Source organism: Variovorax sp. MPBD4-3 (assembly GCF_058809745.1).
This window is the reverse complement of sequence record NZ_JBXASW010000057.1, coordinates 1-20,437: the sequence shown is the minus strand read 5'-3', so window position 1 is coordinate 20,437 and position 20,437 is coordinate 1. Positions and strand designations below refer to the sequence as shown.

Sequence of the window (20,437 nt, the reverse complement as noted above, 5' to 3'; positions counted from 1 at the left end):
TTTTCTCGTCAAGCCCGGGTGACGGTCACATTGCCGGCACTGTCGAGCTCGTAGACATCCAGGTCGCTGGCCAGGAACGCATGACCGCGGTAGTGCGCCTGCGTCTCTGCCATCAATGCAGCCATGCCCTCTTCGTTCTGATGGCGCGCGCTGAAGTGCGTGAGGATCAGGTTGGGCACTTCGGCCGCCTGCGCGAACTCGGCCAGCAGGCGCGCGGAGCTGTGCATCGGCCCGGGGCCGACCTTGTCGAGTGCCTCCTGCGTGAAGGTGGCCTCGTGCACCAGCAGTTGCGCGCCCTTGCAGGCGTCGTGCAGCAACGCGGGTTTGGCGTTGTCACCGCCCACAACGGCGGCAACCGCTTCAACCTGGGTCTCGGTGTAGTCGGCGCTGCGCAGCACGCCGCCGTTGAAAGGCATGTCCTCGCCCTGCTGCAGCGCACGCCATGCGGGGCCGGGTGGCAGGCCGATGGCGCGCAATGCGTCCGCTTTCAGCCGCACTCGCCGCGTCTCGACTTGCATGCGGTAAGCATGGCTGGGCACACGATGCAACAGCGCATGGCTTTCGATGCGCAGGCCCGGCACCTCGTACACCAGTGACGGTCCGCCGATATCCACATGCTCGACTTCGTAGGGCAGATGCAGATCGGTCAGCGCGCGCGTCGCCTCGAACCACTCCCACACCGGCAGCGGCGCAATCAGCTTCAGCGGCTTCGTGCGCTTGTTCATGCCCGCACTCGCGAGCAGGCCCGGCAGGCCGTAGCAGTGGTCGCCGTGCACATGCGTGATGCAGACGGCGGCCAGGTCGTTCAGGGACAGCGGTGTCTGCAGCACGCGATGCTGCGTGCCCTCGCCGCAGTCGATCAGGAACCAGTCCGGGCCGAGCACCGTCTGCACGGCGAGGCCGGAGACGTTGCGGTGGCGCGTGGGGGTACCGGAGGAGGTACCCAGAAAAGTCAGTTTCATCATCTCGTTGATCACTCCCTGCGCATCAATGCGCGTCTTGCAGCGTCCGCGGCGACGCGCTCCCAACCGAAGTATCGGCGACCTCCCTCCGGACGAGACGCCATGAACGCGTGTAGCCGTGCGAGGTTCTCTTCACCGCCCCAGCGCCCCATTGCCTGGATCGCCACGACACGCAGGCTCCACCATTTGCTTTGCAATGCCGCCTCGATTTCGGCCCTGGCTTGAACGCTCGGCTTTGCCGCACCCAACGCACGCAGGCGACATGTCTTCTCGAGCAGAAGGTCGGCCCCAGGCGAAACGGCTCGCAAACGTTCGCGCCGTGCGCGCCTGCATGCGAGGCATCGCACGGCACGGCTGTCGATGTGACCGTGAATCGTCTCGTACCACCATTTCTGCTGCTTGGCCGTCCATACCTCGTCGGCACCGCAATCGCGGCAGATGAATGGACGCGCGACATAGAAGTCAGGCAGCACGCCGTAGGTGTTGTTGTGTTGCTGCAGAACAGCTCGGTCCGCCGGCTCGCAACCGAGTGCATCGGCGAAGTCGGCTTTCGGCAGCCGGACATCCGGCAGGCGCGAGCGTGCTGCCAGAGCGGCAGCACGCCCGCGGCGGTGCGCCTTGATCTCGGCGCGGCGTTGCTTGTTGCTCTTCATTTTTTAAACCTCCGTAATACGTTGCTACGAAGGCAGGTCCGGTTGCTTGAACCGTCTTCTATAGCTCTTCCACTGTCACGACACCTTCGCCCGCAGCGAGCTGAACGATCCGGCCCAAAATCTGCCGCGAGAAGTCGCTGTTCGCATGCAAGCAGATGACAAGGCCATCCGCCTCAATGTCCACCGAGGCCTCCGGCCATTTCTCCGATGCGGATGTCTCCGACGAATAGAAGCTGCCGCCGGCGTTCTCCATCTCCAGACGACAGCCGCGGGCGGCCTTCGTAAGGATTGCCTCCGCGGTGGCTCGCGTAGGCAATGCCATCCTTATGCGGTACTCGACACCCACGCATCACCCCTTCACGCAAACAACCTGCTTGAGCGTGTAGACCACCTCCACCAGGTCCTGCTGCGCCTCCATCACCGCGTCGATGTCCTTGTAGGCCATCGGGATCTCGTCGATCACGTCGGCGTCTTTTCGGCATTCCACGCCTTCGGTCGCGGCGACCTGGTCGGCCACGGTGTAGAGCTTCTTCGCCTTGGTACGGCTCATCTTTCGACCGGCGCCGTGGCTGCAGCTCATGAAGCTCTCGGGGTTGCCTTTTCCGCGCACGATGAAGCTTTTGGCGCCCATGCTGCCGGGGATGATCCCCAGCTCGCCGGCCTTCGCGCTCACCGCGCCCTTGCGGGTGACGAGCACGTCTTCACCGAAATGCGTTTCGCGGCTCACGTAGTTGTGGTGGCAGTTCACCGCTTCCACGTGCGCCTCGAAAGGCTTGCTGATGACCTTGCGCACGGCCGCTACCACGCGCTGCATCATCACTTCGCGGTTCGCACGCGCGAACTTCTGGGCCCAGCCCACGGCGCGCACGTAGTCGTCGAAGTACTGGGCGCCCTCCTCGAAGTACGCCAGGTCCTGATCGGGCAGGTTGCGCTGGTGCAGTTCGGCGTCTTTCTTGGCGAGCTCGATGAAGTGCGTGCCGATGGCGTTACCCACGCCGCGCGAACCCGAATGCAGCATGATCCACACCGAGCCCGCCTCGTCCAGGCACACCTCGATGAAGTGGTTGCCCGTACCCAGCGTCCCCAGGTGCTTGTGGTTGTTGGTGTTCCTCAGGCGCGGGTAGTCTTCGCAGATCGCGTCGAACTCGTCCTTCAGCGCACCCCATGCCACGTCGGTTTCATTCGGCGGCGTCTCCCACGAGCCCTTGTCGCGGCCCATGCGCTTGGGGTTCGAGCCATGCGGCACGGCCTTCTCGATCGCCGAGCGCAGTGGTCCCAGGTTGTCGGGCAGGTCGTTGGCATGCAGCGTGGTCTTGCACGCCATCATTCCGCAGCCGATGTCCACGCCCACCGCGGCGGGAATGATGGCCTTGAAGGTCGGGATCACCGAACCCACCGTTGCGCCGATGCCGTAGTGCACGTCGGGCATGGCCGCGATGTGCTTGAACACGATAGGCAGGCGTGCTGCGTTCTCGAGTTGCTTCTGAGCTTCGGGCTCCACGGGCACGCCGCGGGTCCACATCTTCACGGGCACGCCGTTCTCGACTTCGTGAATGTCGTAGTTCATTTCTTCTTCTTTCATCATCGTTTCACTCCTCTGTTCAAGTCATTTTCTTCCCGCCCGGCACCCCTTCGGCGCCAGTCGAACCTTCCCGAACTCGCAGCTCAGGAAGCGTTCGGCCGAAGCGTCACCAGCCCGTTGAGCACTTGGTCCAGACCGCCGATCACGGAGATCTTGTCGATCCGCTCGGCCACTCGTTCCAGCGTTTCGAGTTCCTTCATCCGCAATGCGACGGGGTTACCCTCCATCACCTTGGCGGTGTTCAGCAGCGAGCGCGTGGCCGCGGTTTCCTCGCGGCGGCGGATCACGTTGGCCTGTGCCGACTTCTCGGCCTCAACCACCTGGGCGAGGATGGTCTTCATCTCGCCTGGCAGGATGATGTCCTTCACGCCCACGCTTTCCAGCGCAATGCCGGAGCCTTCCAGCCGCTCGCGCACTTGCGCCAGCACCGTCTGGTCGATGGCCGCCTTGTTCTCCAGCAGCGCATCGAGCGTCTGCTCGCCCACCGCGGCGCGAAGCCCGAACTGCAGCTCGCGGTACACATGGTCGGCCGGCTTCGGCATCTGCGCCATCGCCTGCCGCACATCGGTGAAGCGCCACACCGCCGACATGTTCAGCCGCAGGCCCACCTTGTCGCGGGTCAGGATTTCCTGGCCGCTCACTTCGGCGATCTGCGAGCGCATGTCCACGCAGGTCACTGCCACCTGCCGGTTGAAGCGCCAGAAACCGTGGTTGCCCGGCGCCAGAAGCTCCTGCATCTGGCCCTGCAGCGTCAGCACGCCGACGTGGAACTCCGGAACCTGCACCAGCAGCACGCCGTCGAGGCCAGCCACAGCACGCGGGCGCAGCGCCACGCTCTGCAGCTTCGACACCAATTCTGCGGGCAGCCGCGCATCTTCGGCCACGTCGATCACATCGATGCGCTGTTCGCGCAGGCCGCGCCAGTACAGCTTGCGGGTGGCGGGCGGCAGGATCTGCACCAGCACGCCGTCTTCCAGGCGCAGGCCGGCCTGGGTTTCGCCGAGCGACACATGCACGAACTCGCGCTCGACCAGCTCAGGTTCCTGTGCCAGGAAGTAGTCGACCAGCTCGTGCTCGAAAGCCGGCTCGGTCAGGGCAAAGCGCTGAAGCTGGATCTTGTCGAAACCCGAAAACACCCAGTGCTTTCCGGCGCCCAGCAGTTGCTCGAAATCGCCATTGCGAAGCAGCAACGCGCGTTCGTTCTTCTTGATCGTGATTCGGTTGAAGCCCAGCATTTTTTCTCCCACTCGTTATTCGGTTCGTTTCTTCGTTCAGTCTTCAGTCATTCGGTCCAGGCCCTCGAAAGGGCAGGCGGCGGGCACCGCGGCAGCCAAGGCCTGACGCGCGGCGGTCGCCCGGCTCGGCAGGTGCCTCCCTCGTCGCTTTTGCAACGCCGTCACCTGCCTCGCCTTCGATGGCCACACGCAGTTCCTTGCCACGCACGCGGTGCGCAAGCCGCCTGCGCTTGGCACTGTGTCGCGCGCCGCAGGGCATGTTTGCCCTGCGCCATCGCTCCGGTGTGCCGGGGCGGAGGGGCTTTCGCCCCCATCAGATGGCGGTGCAGGCACCGCCGGGTTTTTCGCGGGAATCGAACCCGCGGCTCCATGTGGTTAGCACGGCGCTCAACCATGAGCGGAACTGAATCAAGTTCAGTTGCCAGACAGCCCAACCACGGCATACGGCAAACCCAAGGACTTGCCTGGCTTGCTGCACCGGGCCGCTTCTACGCGGCACCTGCGAGTGGATGGACTGCATCCTGACGAGATATCCATTGCAGTCGGCGTGCCAGCTTTGGGCCGTTTTGACGATCGGGGATGCAAGTCGTTGACAGGAAAGGAGAAATTCCTTGCCAAGCTCCTTTTTGAGCGGCATCCGTACCTATAAAATTCTTCGTGATCTATAAATTCAGCTAGTTTTATATCCATGAAGCCAATCGTCGTCATCGGCTTTCTAGGCACCCAGCTCGATGCCGGCCAGGGCGCGGGCCGCTGGAACAAATGGCGCCCCACCGTTTCGCTCGCCCAGCACGAAGACATGGTCGTCTCGCGCATGGAGCTGCTCTACACGCTCAGGCACAAGGCGCTGGCCGAACTCGTGAAGGCCGACATCGCCACCGTGTCGCCTGAGACCACCGTCAATCTCGTGCCGATCGAGCTCGCAGACCCGTGGGATTTCGGCGAGGTCTACACGCGCCTGTACGACTGGGCGCGCGGCTACAGCTTCGACACCGAACGCGAGCAGTACTGGACGCACATCACCACCGGCACGCACGTCGCGCAGATCTGCATGTTCCTGCTGTCGGAGTCGCGCGTGGTACCGGGGGTGCTCGCGCAGACCTCGCCGCCCCGCAAGCAGCGCCAGGGCGAGGCCGGCAAATGCACGCTGATCGACCTCGACCTCTCGCGCTACGACGTGATCGCGCGGCGCTTCGACGCCGAGCAGCGCGATGCGGTCGCGTTCCTGAAGAGCGGCATCGCCACGCGCAACGCGCGCTTCAATGCGCTGATCGACGAGATCGAGCGCGTGGCCGTGCGCTCGCGCGCGCCGATCCTGCTGGTCGGGCCGACCGGCGCGGGCAAGTCCTTCCTGGCGCGGCGCATGTTCGAGCTGAAGCAGGCGCGGCACCAGATGAGCGGGCCCTTCGTGGAAGTGAACTGCGCCACACTGCGCGGCGACGGGGCGGCGTCCACCCTGTTCGGGCACAGGAAGGGTTCTTTCACCGGAGCGGCGAGCGACCGCGCGGGCCTGCTGCGCACGGCGCACCAGGGCGCGCTCTTCCTCGACGAGATCGGCGAGCTCGGCCTCGACGAGCAGGCGATGCTGCTGAAGGCGATCGAGGAGAAGCGCTTCTTCCCGGTGGGTGCCGACAAGGAAGTGGAGAGCGATTTCCAGCTCATCGCCGGCACCAACCGCGACCTGCGCAGCGACGTGGCCGAAGGACGGTTCCGCGAAGACCTGTTCGCGCGCATCAACCTCTGGACCTACGACCTTCCCGGCCTTGCGCAGCGGCCCGAGGACATCGAACCCAACGTCGACCACCTGCTGGCCATCCACGCCGCCGAGAACCATCGCGTGGTGCGCTTCAACGCCGAAGCGCGCACGGCCTACCTGCGTTTCGCGCAGAGCGGCGAGGCGGTCTGGAGCGGCAACTTCCGCGACCTGTCGGCCAGCGTGACGCGGCTGGCCACGCTGGCCGACGGCGGCCGCATTCCGGTCGCGCTGGTCGAAGCGGAAATTGCACGGCTGCGATGGCTGTGGAAGCATGCGGGAGCGACGCCCATGGCCCGCAGTGCCGACGGCGTGGATCTGGATGCATTGCTGGGCGAAGAGCGGGTGCAGGCCCTCGACCTGTTCGACCGGCTGCAGCTCGAAGCGGTAGTGCGTGTGTGCCGCCAGTCGCGCAGCCTCTCCGACGCGGGGCGGCAACTGTTCCAGGCCTCGCGCGCGCAGCGCAGCGTGGTGAACGATGCGGACCGGCTGCGCAAGTACCTGGTCAAGCTGGGCCTCGATTGGGGGCAGGTTTCCGCGGGGCCGAGGAGCTGATCGGAGTGCGCCATCGATGGGCTATCCTCCGCCCGATGGCCATCTCCGCATTCGTCGTGAAGGTTCCCGCCGCCGAGCCCATGGCCGGCGATCTGCGCCGCCGCTACGACGCTACCGTGGCGCTCGGCGTGCCGGCGCACATCACGGTGCTCGTGCCCTTCATGGACCCCGTGCTGATCACCGCAGACGTGCTGGCGCTTGCGCGGCATGCGCTCGCGCATACGCCGTCGTTCGCGTTCTCGCTGGGCAAGGTCGGGCGGTTTCCCGAGACCGCGTATCTGGCGCCCGAGCCCGCGGCCCCTTTCATAGAGATGACGCTGGCGCTCGCGAAGGCCTTTCCCGATTTCCCTCCCTATGGTGGCGAACACGAAGGCGTAATTCCGCATCTGTCGGTCGCGCACGGCCATGCGCGCGACGCGCAGGAGGCGGCTGCCGAACTGAATGTCCGCCTTCTCGCATCGGGTGCCGTCAATGCGCATTGCACCGAAGTCGCTTTGATAGAGAACTCTTCAGGGCGCTGGCGGGACCTGCATGTCTTTGCGCTGCCCGAGGCGGCCTGAAGAAAAACGAACACCCATGCCAGAAATCTACATAAGCACAGACGTCGAATCCGACGGCCCCATCCCAGGCCCGCATTCGATGCTCAGCTTCGGCTCGGCGGCCTACACGGCCGACAAACAACTGCTTTCCACCTTCAGCGCCAACCTGCACACGCTGCCCGGCGCCGAAGCCGACCCGAAGACCGCCGCCTGGTGGAAGACCCAACCTGAGGCCTGGGCCGCCTGCCGCACCGACCTGCAGGACCCCGCCCACGCCATGAAGAACTACGTGAGCTGGCTCAAGGGCCTGCCCGCGCGGCCCGTGTTCGTCGCGTACCCCGCGGGCTTCGACTTCCTGTTCGTCTACTGGTACCTGATGCGCTTCGCGGGCGAGAGCCCGTTCAGCCACTCCGCGCTCGACGTGAAGTCGTTCGCGATGGCGATGCTCCAGCTCGACTACCGCGACAGCACCAAGCGCGCGATGCCGCGCCGCTGGTTCGACACCGGGCTGCCGCACACGCATGTGGCGCTCGACGACGCGATCGAGCAAGGCGCCCTCTTCTGCAACATGCTCGCGGAGAACCGCGCGGCCGCCAAGGGCGCAAAGCCATGACCATCGGCACCGGCCCGATCCGCCGATGGTGCGGAAAACTCGCGCTGTGCGCGCTGCCTCTGCTGCTGGCAGGCTGCGTGCAGTCGATGTTCTATTACCCCGACAGCGTGCGCTACGAGACGCCAGACGTGCTGGGCATGCGCTACGAGCCCGTGCAGTTCACCAGCGCCGACGGCACGCGGCTGAGCGGCTGGTTCCTGCCCGCGGCCGACCGCAAGAACCCGAAGGAGGCCAAGGGCACGGTGGTGCATTTCCACGGCAATGCGCAGAACATGAGCACGCATTGGCGCTTCGTGGCCTGGCTGCCCAAGCAGGACTACAACGTGCTCGTCTTCGACTACCGCGGCTACGGCCAGTCCGAGGGAAAACCGGAGCCCAAGGGCGTGTTCGAAGATTCCAATGCCGCGCTGAACTACGTGCGCTCGCGCCAGGACGTGGACCCGGAGCGGCTGTTCGTCTTCGGGCAGAGCCTGGGCGGCACCAATGCGATCGCGGTGGTGGGCTCGGGCAACCGCGCGGGCGTGAAGGCGGCGGCCATCGAGTCGACCTTCTATTCGTATTCCTCGATTGCCAACGACAAGTTCAAGGGCGCCGGCCTGCTGGTGAGCGACGACTATGCGGCGTCGAAGTACATAGCGGCTGTGTCGCCGATTCCGCTGCTGTTCATTCACGGCACGGCCGACCAGGTGATTCCCGTGGAGCATTCGAAGCGGCTGCTGGCCGACGCGCGCGGGCCCAAGCGGCTGATCGAGGTGCAAGGCGCCGGACATCTCGAGCCGATGACGACCCTGCGCTTCGGCAACGCCTACCGCAAGGCGCTGACGGCCTTCTTCGAATCGTCCATGCAGCCGCTGCAGCAATGAAGCATTTCGACGAAGCCGCCACCCGCGCGCCGCTGGCTTTCGAGCGGCTGGTGCCCGCGCTGCGCTCGGCGTTCGCGGCCGAGGCGCAGGTGCCGCCGCGCCATGTGCACACCATCGAGACCGCCGGCGCGGACGGCGCCGCCTGCAGGGGCACGGTGCTCATCATGCCGGCGTGGAGCGACGCGGGCTTCCTGGGCATCAAGACGATCAACATCTTCCCCGGCAACGGTGCGCGCGGCCTGCCCGGCCTGCACGCGACTTACGTGCTGTACGACGCGCGCACCGGCGTGCCGCTGGCGATGATGGACGGCAACGAGATCACCGCGCGCCGCACGGCCGCCGCGTCCGCGCTGGGTGCGTCGTTCCTCGCGCGCAAGGACGCACGCCGGCTGCTGGTGCTGGGCACCGGCCGCATCGCGCGAATGCTGCCTGCCGCCCATGCAAGCGTGCGGCCCATCGACGAGGTATGGGTCTGGAACCACCGGCCCGAGGGCGCCGAGGCGCTGGCGGCGCAATGGCGCGCCGAAGGCTGGAATGCGCGGGCCGCCACCGACCTGGAGGCCACCGTGCGCGGGCACGCCGACATCGTGAGCTGCGCCACGCTGGCCACCGCACCGCTGGTTCGCGGCGACTGGCTTGCGCCGGGGTCGCACCTGGACCTGATCGGCAGCTTCACGCCCGCGATGCGCGAGACCGACGAGCACTGCTTCGCCGGTGCGCGCACCTTCGTCGATACCCCGGAAGCGCTGCAGAAATCCGGCGACCTGCTCGAGGCGATGGCGGCGGGCACGCTGCGTGCGCAAGACATCCAGGGCACGCTGGCCGAGCTGTGCCGCGGCGAGCGAACCGGCCGGTCCAGCGACGAGGAGCGCACGGTGTTCAAGGCCGTGGGCAGCGCGCTCGAAGACCTGACCGCCGCCACGCTGGTGTGGCATGCCGCGGCATCGCCGGCCTAACGCTTCCGGCTTAGTTCGAGCCGTGAAATCGCTCCCAGAGGGCTTTTTCCTACATCCGCATACGTCAAGCAGCTAATGGCGGCCCTGCAGGCGTGCCGGTATCTTCTTCGCACCAACCACGGAGGAGGCCCCGCGCATGCTCAGCACGAACCACAAAGCAAACATCCTGCGCAAGGCGGGGTACGACGTGCCGGCTTGTCCGATGGAGCCTGGCGTGCCAGGCGCGTACGCGGCAAGCCTTCCCGCCGACACGGTGCACCAGACGCCTCAAGCCTGGGGCAAGGCCATCGAAACGATGTATGTGTCTTATGCCGCCGCCCGCGCAGCCAAGAGCCTGCGCGATGCGGAAGAAGCGCGGATGCTGGCGATGCTGCAGCTGCGCTCGGCCAAGGCCTACGCCTGAGCCTCCGCGCCACGGTCGCGCAGGTACGCAAGGATCAGCCGGACCAATTCGGTCCTGAATGACGCCGCGCCGAGTTCATGGCGGCCCGCCGCCGAGTGGACGACGCCCTCTACGGCCGACGAGAGCATCCGCGCGGCCATGGCCTGCCCTTCGCCTTCTTCGCCAGCACGGCCGTCGGCGGCGGCCACCAGCGCCCGATAGCGCCGCTGGTACTCAGCCTCGAACCCCACGTAGCTCGAGCGGGCGCCAAGCGGCACCTCGTCGACCAGCACGTGATGCAGCGCCTGGTCGATGGAATGGGCGGCGATGACGCCATCGACGAACCGCGCAACCCGCTGATCGAGCGAAAGGGTTCCGTCCTGCTCATCCGCGGCGGACAACACCCGGAGCACCTCGTCGAGGTGGCGCTGGCGGATCGCCTCGGCGATGGCCAGCTTGTTCGGAAAGTACTGGTACAGCGAACCCACGCTGACGCCCGCGACCGCCGCGATCTCATTCGTCGTGAATCGCGCCCACCCCCTGCGGCCCAGAACGCGAGCGGCGGCTTCGATGATGACGTCGACCGTGGCGCGCGAACGCTGTTGCCGCGGTGCTTTGCGCATGCTCCTGTGCTGCGAAGGAATGCGAGTACCCAAGTTCGAGGCTCCACTCAAGAATAAGACCGCCCGCACCCGCCGTCGGCCGATGGCTGCGAAGTGTGCCGTTTTTATCCAAGGGAACCGCGATGACCACGCAGACGCTTTTGAATTCCTTGTTCCGCTACAAGTCATGGGCGGACGAAGGGCTGCTGGAGGGCCTGGCCGCACTGGCCGAAAAGGCGCCGCAGGCCGAATACGAGGCCGCAGTCCGCGTCTTCAACCACGCATGCATCGTCGATCGCATCTTCATGGCGAACCTGCAGCGCCTGGACCACGGCAGCACCGCGACAGGGTCGGACACCGCGCCGCCGCTGCGGGAACTGGCAGAGGCAGTGAGGGAAACGGACCGCTGGTACGTCGCCTACACGGCGCGCCTGAGTGCGCAGGAGCTTGCCGAGAGCATCGACTTCGACTTCACAGACGGTGCCGCCGGGCGCATGTCGCGCGAGGAGATGCTGGGCCACGTCGTGACCCATGCCGGCTACCACCGGGGCGAGGTCGGCCGGATCATGTGGCGGCTCATGGGCTCGTCGCCTCCCGACACGTTCACCGGCTTCCTGCATCGGGCCGAGCCCGCGCGCCGCATGCGCGCTTGAAAGGCCCGGCGCGCTCGTCTTGCTTACTTGCTTTGCGCGGCCTTCAGCACCGGGTTCTCCATGGTGGAGATCACCTTGCTGTTGACGCGCGAGCCGCCGGTCACGTTCTGGTCGGGCGCTGCCGCGGTGGCCATGGCTTCCTGGTAGACCTGGGCCGGGTCGCGGCTCGAGGTGAAGGGATCGGGACCGCGCGAACCGCGGGTGACGTTCTGGTTGGGCGCATGGGCCGTGTCGACGGCCTGCTTGTAGACAGCTTCAGGATCGGCCACGGACTTGAACGGATCGGCGCCGCGCGAACCGCGCGTGACGTTCTGGTCCTTGGCGTGGGCCGCGGCAACGGCCTCTGCCTCGACGGCTTCGCGGGTGCGTTGCTGGGCGTTGGCGGAGGCGACGGCCAGCACGGTGAGTGCGGCGGCGATGGCGAGGTGAGTGGTCTTCATGGTTCCGTCTTTTCTGTGGGTTGTCTGTCTGTCTGGATGGGGTCTTGCCGCTGCGATGCGGGAAAACCCTGAGCAAGACTATTGACGGCACAAGGCATGTCCATGACGGCCCCGAGGCGCGGAGTAGCTCTTTGGCGAGCGCTGCAACCTGCGCGAACTTCTGTTAGCTGCGCCGGTGTACTTCGAATTCCTGCTTGCGCGCGGACGGCGGGTTCTGACACAGTGAGCAGATTCCGAGCGCATCGCATCCATCCATCCATCCACTAGACGAAGGAAAACCGCAACCATGGGACTGTTCGACCTGCTGAAGAAAAAAAAGCCGGCCATGCCCGAGACGATCGAGGAAGGCATGGCCTCGCAGGCCGAGGACTTCGTCGGCGCGTTCTCGCGGCCCGGCGCGCCCATCGATGGCTCGCGGCTGGACTACACGGCGTCCTCGCTGTCGCTGGTCGACCGCGTGCTTGACGACTTCTTCAAGCAGCAGGCACGCTTGCCGGACGACCTTCACTTTCTCGCGTCGGCATACGTGTTCGAGGTCGCGCGCCGCGAGTTCGGCGGGCGCTACCTGCGGGGCGACGAGGACAACCCCTTCGTTCTCGTCATCGGCAAGGACGACGCCCAGGTCGGCGTCTGCGCGATGAGCAAGGTGCGCGGGCGCGCCGTCAACGGCCCCGAGGACGACCTGGGCTTCTTCTACGCCGGCATCGCCCCCGCCGTGGCGCGCGGCGTGAGTGCGACGCTCATCTGAGGCCAGGGCGGCCTGGCGAGCGCCGCAATGGATGCGGCGTCAGACGCGCTCGAGAATCACCGCGATGCCCTGGCCCACGCCGATGCACATCGTGCACAGCGCATAGCGGCCGCCGCCCTTGTGCAGCTGGTTCACCGCCGTGGTGGCCAGGCGGGCGCCGCTTGCGCCCAGCGGGTGGCCCAGCGCGATGGCGCCGCCGTTGATGTTGACGCGCGCGTCGTCGTCCTTCAGGCCCAGCAGGCGCAGCACGGCGAGGCCCTGGGCTGCGAAGGCTTCGTTCAGTTCGATGACGTCGATCTGGTCGAGCGTGAGGCCCGTGAGCGCCAGCACCTTCTGCGTGGCGGGCGCGGGGCCGATGCCCATCACGCGCGGCGCGACGCCGGCAGTGGCCATGCCGACCACGCGGGCGCGCAGCGTGAGGCCGTGCTTGGCGGCGCTGGCTTCGTCGGCCAGCAGCAGCGCGCAGGCGCCGTCGTTCACGCCGCTGGCATTGCCGGCGGTCACGGTGCCGTCGGGGCGCACCACGCCCTTGAGCTTGGCGAGCGACTCGAGGCTGGTCTCGCGCGGATGCTCGTCCTTGCTGACGATGATGGCGTCGCCCTTCTTCTGCGGCACGGTCACGGGCACGATTTCAGCGTCGAAGAAGCCCGACTTCTGCGAAGCCACGGCGCGCAGCTGCGAGTTCAGCGCCATCAGGTCTTGCGCCTCGCGCTCGATCTTGTAGTCGGTGGCCACGTTTTCTGCCGTCTCGGGCATCGAGTCGACGCCGTACTGCGCCTTCATGAGCTTGTTGACGAAGCGCCAGCCGATGGTGGTGTCATACACCGCGTTGTTGCGGCTGAAGGCGCTTTCGGCCTTGGGCATGACGAAGGGCGCGCGACTCATGCTTTCCACGCCGCCGGCGATCATGAGGCCGGCTTCACCGGCGCGGATGGCGCGTGCGGCCGTGCCCACGGCATCGAGGCCCGAACCGCACAGGCGGTTGATGGTCGCGCCGCCGAGTTCGAGCGGCAGGCCCGCCAGCAGCGCCGACATGCGCGCGACGTTGCGGTTGTCTTCGCCGGCCTGGTTGGCGCAGCCGTAGAGCACGTCGCTCACCGCCTGCCAGTCGACGTTCTTGTTGCGTTCCATCAGTGCGCGCAGGGGCACGGCGCCCAGGTCGTCGGCGCGCACGCTGCTGAGCGAGCCGCCATAGCGGCCGAAGGGGGTGCGAACGGCGTCGCAGATGAAGGCTTGGTTGGTCATGGTGTGGTGTGTCTCTGTAATGGCTTGAAAGGGATCAGGCGGCGATCGGAAGGCCGACGAGCTTCTCGAGTTCTTCGCGGCTCAGGCCGTCGACCAGGTCGATGAGCTTCAGGCCCTGCGGCGTGCACTCGAGCGTGGCGAGATCGGAATACACGCGCTTGACGCAGGCGATGCCGGTCAGCGGATAGGTGCATTCCTTCACCAGCTTGCTCGCGCCCTGCTTGGTCAGCAGGTCCATCATGACCCACGTCTGCTTGGCGCCGATGGCCAGGTCCATGGCGCCGCCGACGGCGGGAATGGCGTCTTTCTCGCCGGTGTGCCAGTTGGCGAGGTCGCCGGTGGCCGACACCTGGAACGCGCCGAGCACGCAGATGTCGAGGTGGCCGCCGCGCATCATCGCGAAGCTGTCGGCATGGTGGAAGAAGGCGCCGCCCGGCAGCAGCGTGACGGGCTGCTTGCCGGCGTTGATGAGGTCGTAGTCTTCTTCGCCGGCCTCGGGCGCGGGGCCCATGCCGAGGATGCCGTTCTCGCTCTGCAGGATGACTTCGCGGCCCTTGGGCAGGTGGTTGGCCACCAGCGTGGGCTGGCCGATGCCGAGGTTGACGACGGCGCCGTCGAAGATGTCCTGCGCCACGCGGGCGGCGAGCTGGTCCTTGGTGCGACGTGTGTAAGTCATGGTCATGCTGCCTTCTTGAAACCGCCGGCCTGGGTCGCCACGCGTTCGATGCGCACCACCTGGTGCACGAAGATGCCCGGGGTCACGATGGTCTCGGGGTCGAGGGTGCCGAGCTCGGCGATGTCGTGCACGGTGGCGATGGTCTTCTTCGCGGCCATGGCCATCACCGGGCCGAAGTTGCGCGCCGCCTTGCGGTAGACCAGGTTGCCCCAGCGGTCGCCGCGCTCGGCCTTGATGAGCGCCACGTCGCCGTGGATGGGGTACTCGAGCACGTACTGCTTGCCGTCGATCTCGCGGGTCTCGCGGTTGCCGGCCAGCTGCGTGCCGTAGCCCGTGGGGCAGAAGAAGGCGCCGATGCCCGCGCCCGCGGCGCGGATGCGCTCGGCGAGGTTGCCCTGGGGCACGAGTTCGAGTTCGATCTTGCCGCTGCGGTAGAGCCCGTCGAACACCTGGCTGTCGGCCTGGCGCGGGAAGCTGCAGATGATCTTGCGCACGCGGCCCGTCTTGAGCAGCGCCGCGAGGCCGGTCTCGCCGTTGCCCGCGTTGTTGTTGACGACCGTGAGGTCCTTGGCGCCCTGCTCGACGAGGCCGTCGATGAGTTCGCCGGGGATGCCGGCGGTGCCGAAGCCGCCGATGAGAACCGTGGCGCCGTCCTGGATGCCCGACAGGGCATCGGCGACCGAGCGCGCGATCTTGTTGATCATGAAGCTTGTCTCCGGGTGAGAGGAAAGAAGAAACCGAACCGCGATCCGCCCGATTCTGCGAACCGACAATTTGTTCGTCTAAAGAACATTTGTTCGTATAATGAATTCTAGAGAGGATCGCTCAGCATGGCAACCCACGCGACACAACCCACCGCACCCGCGCCCGGCGACAGCTACGTGCAGTCTTTCGCACGCGGGCTGCAGGTCATCCGTTCGTTCAGCGCGAACGCGCCGCACCAGACGCTGAGCGAGGTGGCGGCCGGCAGCGGCCTCACGCGCGCGGGGGCGCGGCGCATCCTGCTCACGCTGCAGACACTGGGCTACGTGGTGACCGACGGGAAGCTGTTCACGCTCACGCCGCGCATCCTCGACCTGGGCTTCGCGTACCTGTCTTCGATGCCGATCTGGAACCGCGCGGAGCCGGTGATGGAAGCACTGGTGCAGCAGGTGCAGGAGTCATGCTCGGCCGCCGTGCTGGACGCGACCGACATCGTCTACGTGCTGCGCGTGCCGACGAAGAAAATCATGCACATCAACCTGGGCGTGGGCTCCCGCCTGCCGGCCTACTGCACGTCGCTGGGCCGGCTGTTGCTGGCGGATCTCGATGACGACGAAGTGCGCACGCGCCTCGAAGCCTCCGACATCCAGACGCTGACCAAGCACACGCTGACCGACATCGACGCGCTCATGGCCAAGGTGGCGCAGGCGCGCAAGCAGCAGTGGTGCCTGGTGAACCAGGAGCTGGAGGAAGGCCTGATTTCGGTGGCCGCGCCCATCGTCGACCGGCAGGGGCGCATGGTGGCCGCGCTCAACATCAGCGGGCAGGCGAACCGCACCAGCGCGAAGGTGATGCAGGAGACCATGCTGCCTGCGCTGGTGGATGCGGCGAAGCGGGTGTCGCAGCTGCTCTGAGCGCACACCCGCGGCCGCCGTTGCGCGCGCTCAGGCGTCCGAGCGGATGCCCTTCATCAGGATCACGCCGCCCAGGCGCGTGGTGTCGGCGCGCATGCGTTTGGCCAGCGTGTCGGGAGAGCCGGGCTGCGCCTGCCAGCCGGTCTTGAGCAGCGCCTGGCTCACCTCGGGCGAGCTGATCACTTCGACCAGCGCGGCATTGAGCCTTGCCACGGCGGCGGGCTTCATGCCGGCGGGCGCGGCGAGCGCGGTCCAGATCTCGAGGTCCGCGCCGCGCACGTCGGCGTCGCGGATGGTGGGCAGCTCGCTTGCCAGCGGGCTGCGCTCGGGCGAGGTCACGCCGATGGCCTTGATCTTTCCCGACTTGATGTGCGGCATGGCAAGGCCGGGCGGCAGCAGCGCCAGCTGGATCTCGTTGGCCAGCAGCCCCGCGATGACCTGCGGGTTGCCGGTGTAGGGCTTGTGCTGCGCGGTGATGGCGGCGCGGCTCTTGATGAGTTCCATGCCCAGGTGGCCCACGGTGCCCACGCCCGGCGTGCCGTACTTGCCGCTGCCGCCGAGATTGCGCACCCACAGCAGTTGCTCGGCCGCCGTCTTGCCCGTGGCGCTGCCCGACACGGCCAGCACCAGCGGCGCGGTGCCGATCAGGCCGACCGGGGCGAAGTCTTTCTCGGGGTCGAAGGGCAGCGACGGGTTGAGCAGCTTGGCGATGGTGAGGTTGCCGTTGATCAGCGCGCCGATGGTGTGGTCGTCGGTGGCCTTGGCCACCTGGTCGGCGACGGTGTTGCCGCTGGCGCCCGGCTTGTTCTCGACCGTCACCGGCTGGCGCAGGATCTTCGACAGTGGCTCCGCGATGGCGCGGGCCGCGAGGTCGGGCGACGCGCCTGCGGGAAAGCCCACCAGGATGTGCAGCGGCTTGGTCGGCCAGGCATCGCCGCCCGTGTTGCGTTGCTGTGCCCAGGAAGCCTTCGCGAGCAGCGAGGCGGCGACGGCTGCCGCGCCGCCTTCGAGCAAGCGGCGTTTGGTGATCGTCAAGATGACTCCATGAAGAATGAAAAGACCGGGGAATGACGAACGTGACTCACGTTTCGTTTACACAACGTTACATGACGGGCAAGTATTAATCAAGTCTGAACGAACACCAGGCAGGGCTTTAACATGGGCGGACAGGGCAGCGTCGACCTGATAGCCGCCACATGCCACAAAGGGAGCACACGCCGTTGATCGAGTTTTTCCACACCAAGGACCGCCTGCGTTTTCTGCTGTACGTGGGCGCCATTGCGGCGCCGCTGTTGCTCATCAGCGCATGGGTCGTGAGCAGCATGGAAGAGTCCTCCGCCGCGAAGGGCGAGCCCAACGCGCAGGGCGGCCTGAGCTATCGCATCCAGGAAAAGAGCGGCGCCAGGACCTTGCCGCCGCCGCTTGCCAGCCTGCTCTCGGTGCCGCCGAACACCGCGATGACCGACGTGGACGTGACCGCAGACAGCACCGGCCGCCTGAGCAGCGCGGCCGTCAAGGCGTTCAGCACCGACGGCTTCAAGACGGTGGCCGCCTTCCACAGGCCCACGCTCTCGCCCGTGACCACCGACAGCGCGACCTCGCTGGAGGGCGTGCGCGACGGCTAGCAGATCAGGATCTCGCAAGAGACCAGGTTCTTCGACAACGATCCCTACAAGGACCGCACGAAGATCGAGTACTACATCAACCCCGTGAAGAAGCCTTGACGCCGGCCGGCGCGTGCACCGGCGACAGCTTGCGCTGCGTCGGAAACAGCGACCAGCCCCAGCGCTGCTGCGCGTAGCCCCACAGGCCCTGCTTGAAGAACAGCGTCACGAGAATCGCGAGCAGCCCCAGCCCCAGCAGATACCAGGTGCCGTAGTCGCTCAGGAACTTGTTGAGTGCCCAGAAGATGAGCGCGCCGACCAGCGGCCCCTCGATGCGGCCGATGCCGCCGATGACCACCATGAAGATGGCGAAGGCCGTCCAGTTGACGCTGAACGCCGCATCGGGGCTGATGCGCAGGTTGCCCACGAAGTACAGCGCACCCGCGAGCCCCGCGCCGAAGGCCGCGACCACATACACCGCCAGCTTCATGCGCGCGACCGGAATACCCTGCGACTCCGCCGCCACCTCGTTGTCGCGTATGGCCAGCAGCGCAAGGCCGCGCTTGCTGCGCAGGAACAGGTACACCAGCGCGACGGCCGCGACCACGCAGGCCAGCGCCATCCAGTAGGTGGTGCTTTCGCGGGTGGCCTTCTCGATGCCGCGCAGCGCGGTGAGCGTGGTGCCCGAGCCGCCGCCCACCGCCGACACGTTCGCGAAGCTCAGCCGGAATACTTCGGCGATGACCCATGTGCCGATGGCAAAGTACCCGCCCGACAGCCGGAACGCGACGAAGGACACCGGAATGGCGACCAGCCCCGCCGCCAGCGCCCCCAGGGGTATCGCCACGAACGGATTGACGCCCGCGAAGTTGCCCAGCATCAGCATCACGTAGCCGCCGAAGCCGAAGAAGGCCTGCTGCCCGATGCTCACCATGCCGCCATAGCCGGCGAGCAGGTTCCACATCATCGCGAAGATGAAGTAGCAGGCGATCTCGACGAATTCGCGCATCCAGCTCGACTCGCCCCACCAAGGCAGGCTGGCCGCAACGAGCACCAGGGCAATGCCGACGGCCAGCGCGGCGCGGCTCGCGGCAGTGGCGCGCTCCACGGCGATGAGTGTGGGAGGCATGTTCGTCATTCGCTTCATCCGCGCGTCTTTGGAAAAAGCCCCTGCGGCCGCAGCACCAGCACCACCAGGAACACGATGTGCCCGAACCAGATGCCCCAGCCCGGGTCGAGCCTGAAGCCGATCTGCTGCGTGATGCCGAGGATCATCGCGCCGGCCAGCGTGCCCCAGAACGAGCCCATGCCGCCGATGATCACCGCCTCGAAGGCGAAGAGCAGCAGCAGAGGCCCGTCCGAAGGAGACACCGTCGTGCGCATGCCCTGCAAGGCGCCCGCGACGGCGATGAGCACGAAGGCGATGGCCGTGGCAAAGGCGTAGACCTTCTTCGCGTTCAGCCCCATCAGTTCGGCGATCTCGCGGTCGTCCGACACGGCGCGGAACGACCGCCCCAGCGCCGTGCGCGCGAAGAGCCATTGCAGCGCGCCCGTCGCCACCAGCGCGATCGCCAGCACGACCAGCGGCAGCACGCCGACCGACATCGCGCCGCCGAGCGCAATGCCCTGGGTGCTGAGCCCGCCGGTGTCGATGGCGCGCGGGTCGGCCGAGAACAGCTCCAGCAGCAGGTTCTGGATCACGATCGACAGGCCGAAAGTGACGACCAGCGAAGGCAGCGGATCCTTGCCGAGCGTGCCGTTGAGCACGTAGCGCTGCAGCGCATAGCCGAAGCCGAAGGCCACCGGGAGCACCGCGAGCGCGACCAGCCAAGGTGCCACTGCGTCGCCCGTCAGCGACACGCCAGCGATGACCGCGAACGCGCCGAGGATGATGAAGTCGCCCTGCGCGGTGTTGGTGAGCCGCATCACGCCGAACATGAGCGACTGGCCGAGCGCGAACAGCGTGTAGAGGCCGCCGAGCAGCACGCCCTGGACGAGGGTTTCAAGCATGTGCGGCCTCGATACCGAAATAGGCTTGCGAGATCTGCTCGCGCGTGAGCTCGCCCGAATCGCCTTCGAGCGACACGCGGCCTTCCTGGAAGCAGTAGATGCGCTGCGAGACCTGGCGCGCCATGGTCACGTCCTGCTCGACGATGACCACCGTCATGCCTTCGCCCGTGATGGTGGGCATGGCCGCGTAGATCTCGCGGATGACGATGGGCGCGAGGCCCAGCGAAAGCTCGTCGCACAGCAGCACCTCGGGGTTGCTCATGAGCGCGCGGCCCAGCGCCACCATCTGCTGCTGCCCGCCCGAGAGCGACGTGCCCGGCTGGTGGCGCTTCTGGGCGAGGATGGGAAACAGCGCATACAGGCGCTGCAGGTTCCAGGGGCCGCGGCGCGCGGCGGTGGCGCCCATGAGCAGGTTCTCTTCCACGCTGAGGCTGGGGAACAGGCGCCGGCCTTCAGGAACCATCGCAAGGCCCTGCCGAACGATGTCGCCGGGCGGAAGGCCGCCGATGGGCCGGCCCTTGAACTCGATGGCTTCGCGCGGTGCGCGCACCAGGCCCGTGAGGCTCTTGAGGAAGGTCGACTTGCCCGCGCCGTTGGCGCCGATGATGGCGACGATCTCGCCCTGCACGAGCGAGAAGTCGATGCCGAAGAGGGCTTGGGCGTCGCCGTAGAAGGCCTTGAGGGCGTGGGTGGAGAGCAGGGCTGTCATGGTCTTTGCTCCCTCCCCTTCCGGGGGAGGGAAGGGGTGGG

General features: G+C 66.7%; 24 protein-coding genes. 10 read left to right on the top strand and 14 right to left on the bottom strand.

Annotated elements, in window-relative coordinates:
- Window positions 1–8: 8 nt before the first annotated feature.
- The 5 genes from AC1RVW_RS24970 to AC1RVW_RS24950 all read right to left on the bottom strand — a co-directional run bounded on the left by AC1RVW_RS24970 (window position 9) and on the right by AC1RVW_RS24950 (window position 4,432).
- A complete protein-coding gene (locus tag AC1RVW_RS24970) occupies window positions 9–962 on the bottom strand; it encodes a ribonuclease Z (RefSeq protein ID WP_493203235.1) in 954 nt (317 codons plus the stop codon).
- Window positions 963–973: 11 nt separating this feature from the next.
- A complete protein-coding gene (locus AC1RVW_RS24965) occupies window positions 974–1,615 on the bottom strand; it encodes a zinc-ribbon domain containing protein (RefSeq protein WP_493203233.1) in 642 nt (213 codons plus the stop codon).
- A 58-nt stretch (window positions 1,616–1,673) separates the two neighbouring features.
- Complete coding sequence (locus AC1RVW_RS24960; protein WP_493203231.1) at window positions 1,674–1,937, bottom strand: hypothetical protein; 264 nt, start codon at window positions 1,935–1,937, stop codon at window positions 1,674–1,676.
- Window positions 1,938–1,964: 27 nt separating this feature from the next.
- Window positions 1,965–3,197, bottom strand: coding sequence for an RtcB family protein (locus AC1RVW_RS24955; protein ID WP_493203259.1), 1,233 nt, complete (start codon window positions 3,195–3,197; stop codon window positions 1,965–1,967).
- A gap of 83 nt (window positions 3,198–3,280) precedes the next feature.
- Complete coding sequence (locus AC1RVW_RS24950; protein ID WP_493203229.1) at window positions 3,281–4,432, bottom strand: slipin family protein; 1,152 nt, start codon at window positions 4,430–4,432, stop codon at window positions 3,281–3,283.
- Between the two features lie 688 nt (window positions 4,433–5,120).
- On the opposite strand from AC1RVW_RS24950, the gene rtcR reads away from it, so the two are divergent.
- The 6 genes from rtcR (at window position 5,121) to AC1RVW_RS24920 (ending at window position 10,114) form a co-directional block, all read left to right on the top strand.
- The gene (gene rtcR, locus AC1RVW_RS24945) at window positions 5,121–6,740 is read left to right on the top strand and encodes an RNA repair transcriptional activator RtcR (protein WP_493203227.1); all 1,620 of its coding nucleotides are present in this window, start codon (window positions 5,121–5,123) and stop codon (window positions 6,738–6,740) included.
- A 35-nt stretch (window positions 6,741–6,775) separates the two neighbouring features.
- A complete protein-coding gene (locus AC1RVW_RS24940) occupies window positions 6,776–7,300 on the top strand; it encodes a 2'-5' RNA ligase family protein (RefSeq protein ID WP_493203225.1) in 525 nt (174 codons plus the stop codon).
- A 16-nt stretch (window positions 7,301–7,316) separates the two neighbouring features.
- Window positions 7,317–7,892, top strand: a complete 576-nt coding sequence (locus AC1RVW_RS24935; RefSeq protein ID WP_493203224.1) for a 3'-5' exonuclease family protein — start codon at window positions 7,317–7,319, stop codon at window positions 7,890–7,892.
- Window positions 7,889–8,755, top strand: coding sequence for an alpha/beta hydrolase (locus AC1RVW_RS24930; protein WP_493203222.1), 867 nt, complete (start codon window positions 7,889–7,891; stop codon window positions 8,753–8,755). Before AC1RVW_RS24935 ends, AC1RVW_RS24930 begins: the two co-directional genes overlap by 4 nt.
- Window positions 8,752–9,711, top strand: a complete 960-nt coding sequence (gene lhpI / locus AC1RVW_RS24925; RefSeq protein ID WP_493203220.1) for a bifunctional Delta(1)-pyrroline-2-carboxylate/Delta(1)-piperideine-2-carboxylate reductase — start codon at window positions 8,752–8,754, stop codon at window positions 9,709–9,711. The genes AC1RVW_RS24930 and lhpI overlap by 4 nt, the downstream gene beginning before the upstream one ends.
- Before the next feature lie 136 nt (window positions 9,712–9,847).
- Complete coding sequence (locus AC1RVW_RS24920) at window positions 9,848–10,114, top strand: hypothetical protein (protein WP_493203219.1); 267 nt, start codon at window positions 9,848–9,850, stop codon at window positions 10,112–10,114.
- Here the strand turns inward: AC1RVW_RS24920 and AC1RVW_RS24915 are convergent.
- The gene (locus tag AC1RVW_RS24915; RefSeq protein WP_493203217.1) at window positions 10,105–10,716 is read right to left on the bottom strand and encodes a TetR/AcrR family transcriptional regulator; all 612 of its coding nucleotides are present in this window, start codon (window positions 10,714–10,716) and stop codon (window positions 10,105–10,107) included. The two genes, AC1RVW_RS24920 and AC1RVW_RS24915, sit on opposite strands and share 10 nt — an antisense overlap.
- Window positions 10,717–10,838: 122 nt before the next feature.
- Here AC1RVW_RS24915 and AC1RVW_RS24910 point away from each other — a divergent pair, with 122 nt between their 5' ends.
- Window positions 10,839–11,348: a DinB family protein gene (locus AC1RVW_RS24910; protein WP_493203215.1), complete on the top strand. Its 510-nt coding sequence runs from the start codon at window positions 10,839–10,841 to the stop codon at window positions 11,346–11,348.
- A 23-nt stretch (window positions 11,349–11,371) separates the two neighbouring features.
- Here AC1RVW_RS24910 and AC1RVW_RS24905 read toward each other — a convergent pair whose 3' ends face one another.
- Complete coding sequence (locus AC1RVW_RS24905; protein ID WP_081269973.1) at window positions 11,372–11,788, bottom strand: hypothetical protein; 417 nt, start codon at window positions 11,786–11,788, stop codon at window positions 11,372–11,374.
- Window positions 11,789–12,074: 286 nt separating this feature from the next.
- On the opposite strand from AC1RVW_RS24905, the gene AC1RVW_RS24900 reads away from it, so the two are divergent.
- Window positions 12,075–12,536, top strand: coding sequence for a hypothetical protein (locus AC1RVW_RS24900; RefSeq protein WP_493203213.1), 462 nt, complete (start codon window positions 12,075–12,077; stop codon window positions 12,534–12,536).
- Window positions 12,537–12,575: 39 nt separating this feature from the next.
- Here AC1RVW_RS24900 and pcaF read toward each other — a convergent pair whose 3' ends face one another.
- The 3 genes from pcaF to AC1RVW_RS24885 are packed head-to-tail and all read right to left on the bottom strand — an operon-like array spanning window position 12,576 to window position 15,161.
- On the bottom strand, window positions 12,576–13,781 hold the full coding sequence (gene pcaF, locus AC1RVW_RS24895; RefSeq protein ID WP_493203211.1) for a 3-oxoadipyl-CoA thiolase: 1,206 nt from the start codon (window positions 13,779–13,781) through the stop codon (window positions 12,576–12,578).
- Window positions 13,782–13,815: 34 nt separating this feature from the next.
- A complete protein-coding gene (locus tag AC1RVW_RS24890) occupies window positions 13,816–14,463 on the bottom strand; it encodes a 3-oxoacid CoA-transferase subunit B (protein ID WP_081269976.1) in 648 nt (215 codons plus the stop codon).
- Window positions 14,460–15,161 (bottom strand): 3-oxoacid CoA-transferase subunit A, encoded by a 702-nt coding sequence (locus AC1RVW_RS24885; protein WP_081269977.1) that lies wholly within the window; start codon window positions 15,159–15,161, stop codon window positions 14,460–14,462. Before AC1RVW_RS24885 ends, AC1RVW_RS24890 begins: the two co-directional genes overlap by 4 nt.
- A gap of 126 nt (window positions 15,162–15,287) precedes the next feature.
- Between AC1RVW_RS24885 and AC1RVW_RS24880 the strand changes: the two genes are divergently transcribed.
- Window positions 15,288–16,073, top strand: a complete 786-nt coding sequence (locus tag AC1RVW_RS24880; protein WP_081269978.1) for an IclR family transcriptional regulator domain-containing protein — start codon at window positions 15,288–15,290, stop codon at window positions 16,071–16,073.
- A 30-nt stretch (window positions 16,074–16,103) separates the two neighbouring features.
- On the opposite strand, the gene AC1RVW_RS24875 is transcribed toward AC1RVW_RS24880, so the two are convergent.
- Window positions 16,104–17,108 (bottom strand): Bug family tripartite tricarboxylate transporter substrate binding protein, encoded by a 1,005-nt coding sequence (locus AC1RVW_RS24875; protein WP_106936853.1) that lies wholly within the window; start codon window positions 17,106–17,108, stop codon window positions 16,104–16,106.
- A 185-nt stretch (window positions 17,109–17,293) separates the two neighbouring features.
- Between AC1RVW_RS24875 and AC1RVW_RS24870 the strand changes: the two genes are divergently transcribed.
- The gene (locus AC1RVW_RS24870) at window positions 17,294–17,698 is read left to right on the top strand and encodes a hypothetical protein (protein WP_493203207.1); all 405 of its coding nucleotides are present in this window, start codon (window positions 17,294–17,296) and stop codon (window positions 17,696–17,698) included.
- A gap of 76 nt (window positions 17,699–17,774) precedes the next feature.
- Here AC1RVW_RS24870 and AC1RVW_RS24865 read toward each other — a convergent pair whose 3' ends face one another.
- From AC1RVW_RS24865 to AC1RVW_RS24855, 3 genes are read right to left on the bottom strand one after another with little or no spacing between them, the layout of a single operon-like run.
- Window positions 17,775–18,806, bottom strand: a complete 1,032-nt coding sequence (locus AC1RVW_RS24865; protein WP_253819971.1) for a branched-chain amino acid ABC transporter permease — start codon at window positions 18,804–18,806, stop codon at window positions 17,775–17,777.
- A gap of 14 nt (window positions 18,807–18,820) precedes the next feature.
- Window positions 18,821–19,687, bottom strand: coding sequence for a branched-chain amino acid ABC transporter permease (locus AC1RVW_RS24860; protein ID WP_106936850.1), 867 nt, complete (start codon window positions 19,685–19,687; stop codon window positions 18,821–18,823).
- A complete protein-coding gene (locus AC1RVW_RS24855; protein ID WP_493203205.1) occupies window positions 19,680–20,396 on the bottom strand; it encodes an ABC transporter ATP-binding protein in 717 nt (238 codons plus the stop codon). Before AC1RVW_RS24855 ends, AC1RVW_RS24860 begins: the two co-directional genes overlap by 8 nt.
- Between the last annotated feature and the right edge of the window lie 41 nt (window positions 20,397–20,437).

What these genes read in the sequence shown, in the direction of transcription:
- AC1RVW_RS24970 (WP_493203235.1), bottom strand. Translation starts at nt 962, where the DNA reads ATGAAACTGACTTTTCTGGGTACCTCCTCCGGTACCCCCACGCGCCAC.
- AC1RVW_RS24965 (WP_493203233.1), bottom strand. Translation starts at nt 1,615, where the DNA reads ATGAAGAGCAACAAGCAACGCCGCGCCGAGATCAAGGCGCACCGCCGC.
- AC1RVW_RS24960 (WP_493203231.1), bottom strand. Translation starts at nt 1,937, where the DNA reads ATGGCATTGCCTACGCGAGCCACCGCGGAGGCAATCCTTACGAAGGCC.
- AC1RVW_RS24955 (WP_493203259.1), bottom strand. Translation starts at nt 3,197, where the DNA reads ATGAAAGAAGAAGAAATGAACTACGACATTCACGAAGTCGAGAACGGC.
- AC1RVW_RS24950 (WP_493203229.1), bottom strand. Translation starts at nt 4,432, where the DNA reads ATGCTGGGCTTCAACCGAATCACGATCAAGAAGAACGAACGCGCGTTG.
- rtcR (WP_493203227.1), top strand. Translation starts at nt 5,121, where the DNA reads ATGAAGCCAATCGTCGTCATCGGCTTTCTAGGCACCCAGCTCGATGCC.
- AC1RVW_RS24940 (WP_493203225.1), top strand. Translation starts at nt 6,776, where the DNA reads ATGGCCATCTCCGCATTCGTCGTGAAGGTTCCCGCCGCCGAGCCCATG.
- AC1RVW_RS24935 (WP_493203224.1), top strand. Translation starts at nt 7,317, where the DNA reads ATGCCAGAAATCTACATAAGCACAGACGTCGAATCCGACGGCCCCATC.
- AC1RVW_RS24930 (WP_493203222.1), top strand. Translation starts at nt 7,889, where the DNA reads ATGACCATCGGCACCGGCCCGATCCGCCGATGGTGCGGAAAACTCGCG.
- lhpI (WP_493203220.1), top strand. Translation starts at nt 8,752, where the DNA reads ATGAAGCATTTCGACGAAGCCGCCACCCGCGCGCCGCTGGCTTTCGAG.
- AC1RVW_RS24920 (WP_493203219.1), top strand. Translation starts at nt 9,848, where the DNA reads ATGCTCAGCACGAACCACAAAGCAAACATCCTGCGCAAGGCGGGGTAC.
- AC1RVW_RS24915 (WP_493203217.1), bottom strand. Translation starts at nt 10,716, where the DNA reads ATGCGCAAAGCACCGCGGCAACAGCGTTCGCGCGCCACGGTCGACGTC.
- AC1RVW_RS24910 (WP_493203215.1), top strand. Translation starts at nt 10,839, where the DNA reads ATGACCACGCAGACGCTTTTGAATTCCTTGTTCCGCTACAAGTCATGG.
- AC1RVW_RS24905 (WP_081269973.1), bottom strand. Translation starts at nt 11,788, where the DNA reads ATGAAGACCACTCACCTCGCCATCGCCGCCGCACTCACCGTGCTGGCC.
- AC1RVW_RS24900 (WP_493203213.1), top strand. Translation starts at nt 12,075, where the DNA reads ATGGGACTGTTCGACCTGCTGAAGAAAAAAAAGCCGGCCATGCCCGAG.
- pcaF (WP_493203211.1), bottom strand. Translation starts at nt 13,781, where the DNA reads ATGACCAACCAAGCCTTCATCTGCGACGCCGTTCGCACCCCCTTCGGC.
- AC1RVW_RS24890 (WP_081269976.1), bottom strand. Translation starts at nt 14,463, where the DNA reads ATGACCATGACTTACACACGTCGCACCAAGGACCAGCTCGCCGCCCGC.
- AC1RVW_RS24885 (WP_081269977.1), bottom strand. Translation starts at nt 15,161, where the DNA reads ATGATCAACAAGATCGCGCGCTCGGTCGCCGATGCCCTGTCGGGCATC.
- AC1RVW_RS24880 (WP_081269978.1), top strand. Translation starts at nt 15,288, where the DNA reads ATGGCAACCCACGCGACACAACCCACCGCACCCGCGCCCGGCGACAGC.
- AC1RVW_RS24865 (WP_253819971.1), bottom strand. Translation starts at nt 18,806, where the DNA reads ATGCCTCCCACACTCATCGCCGTGGAGCGCGCCACTGCCGCGAGCCGC.
- AC1RVW_RS24860 (WP_106936850.1), bottom strand. Translation starts at nt 19,687, where the DNA reads ATGCTTGAAACCCTCGTCCAGGGCGTGCTGCTCGGCGGCCTCTACACG.
- AC1RVW_RS24855 (WP_493203205.1), bottom strand. Translation starts at nt 20,396, where the DNA reads ATGACAGCCCTGCTCTCCACCCACGCCCTCAAGGCCTTCTACGGCGAC.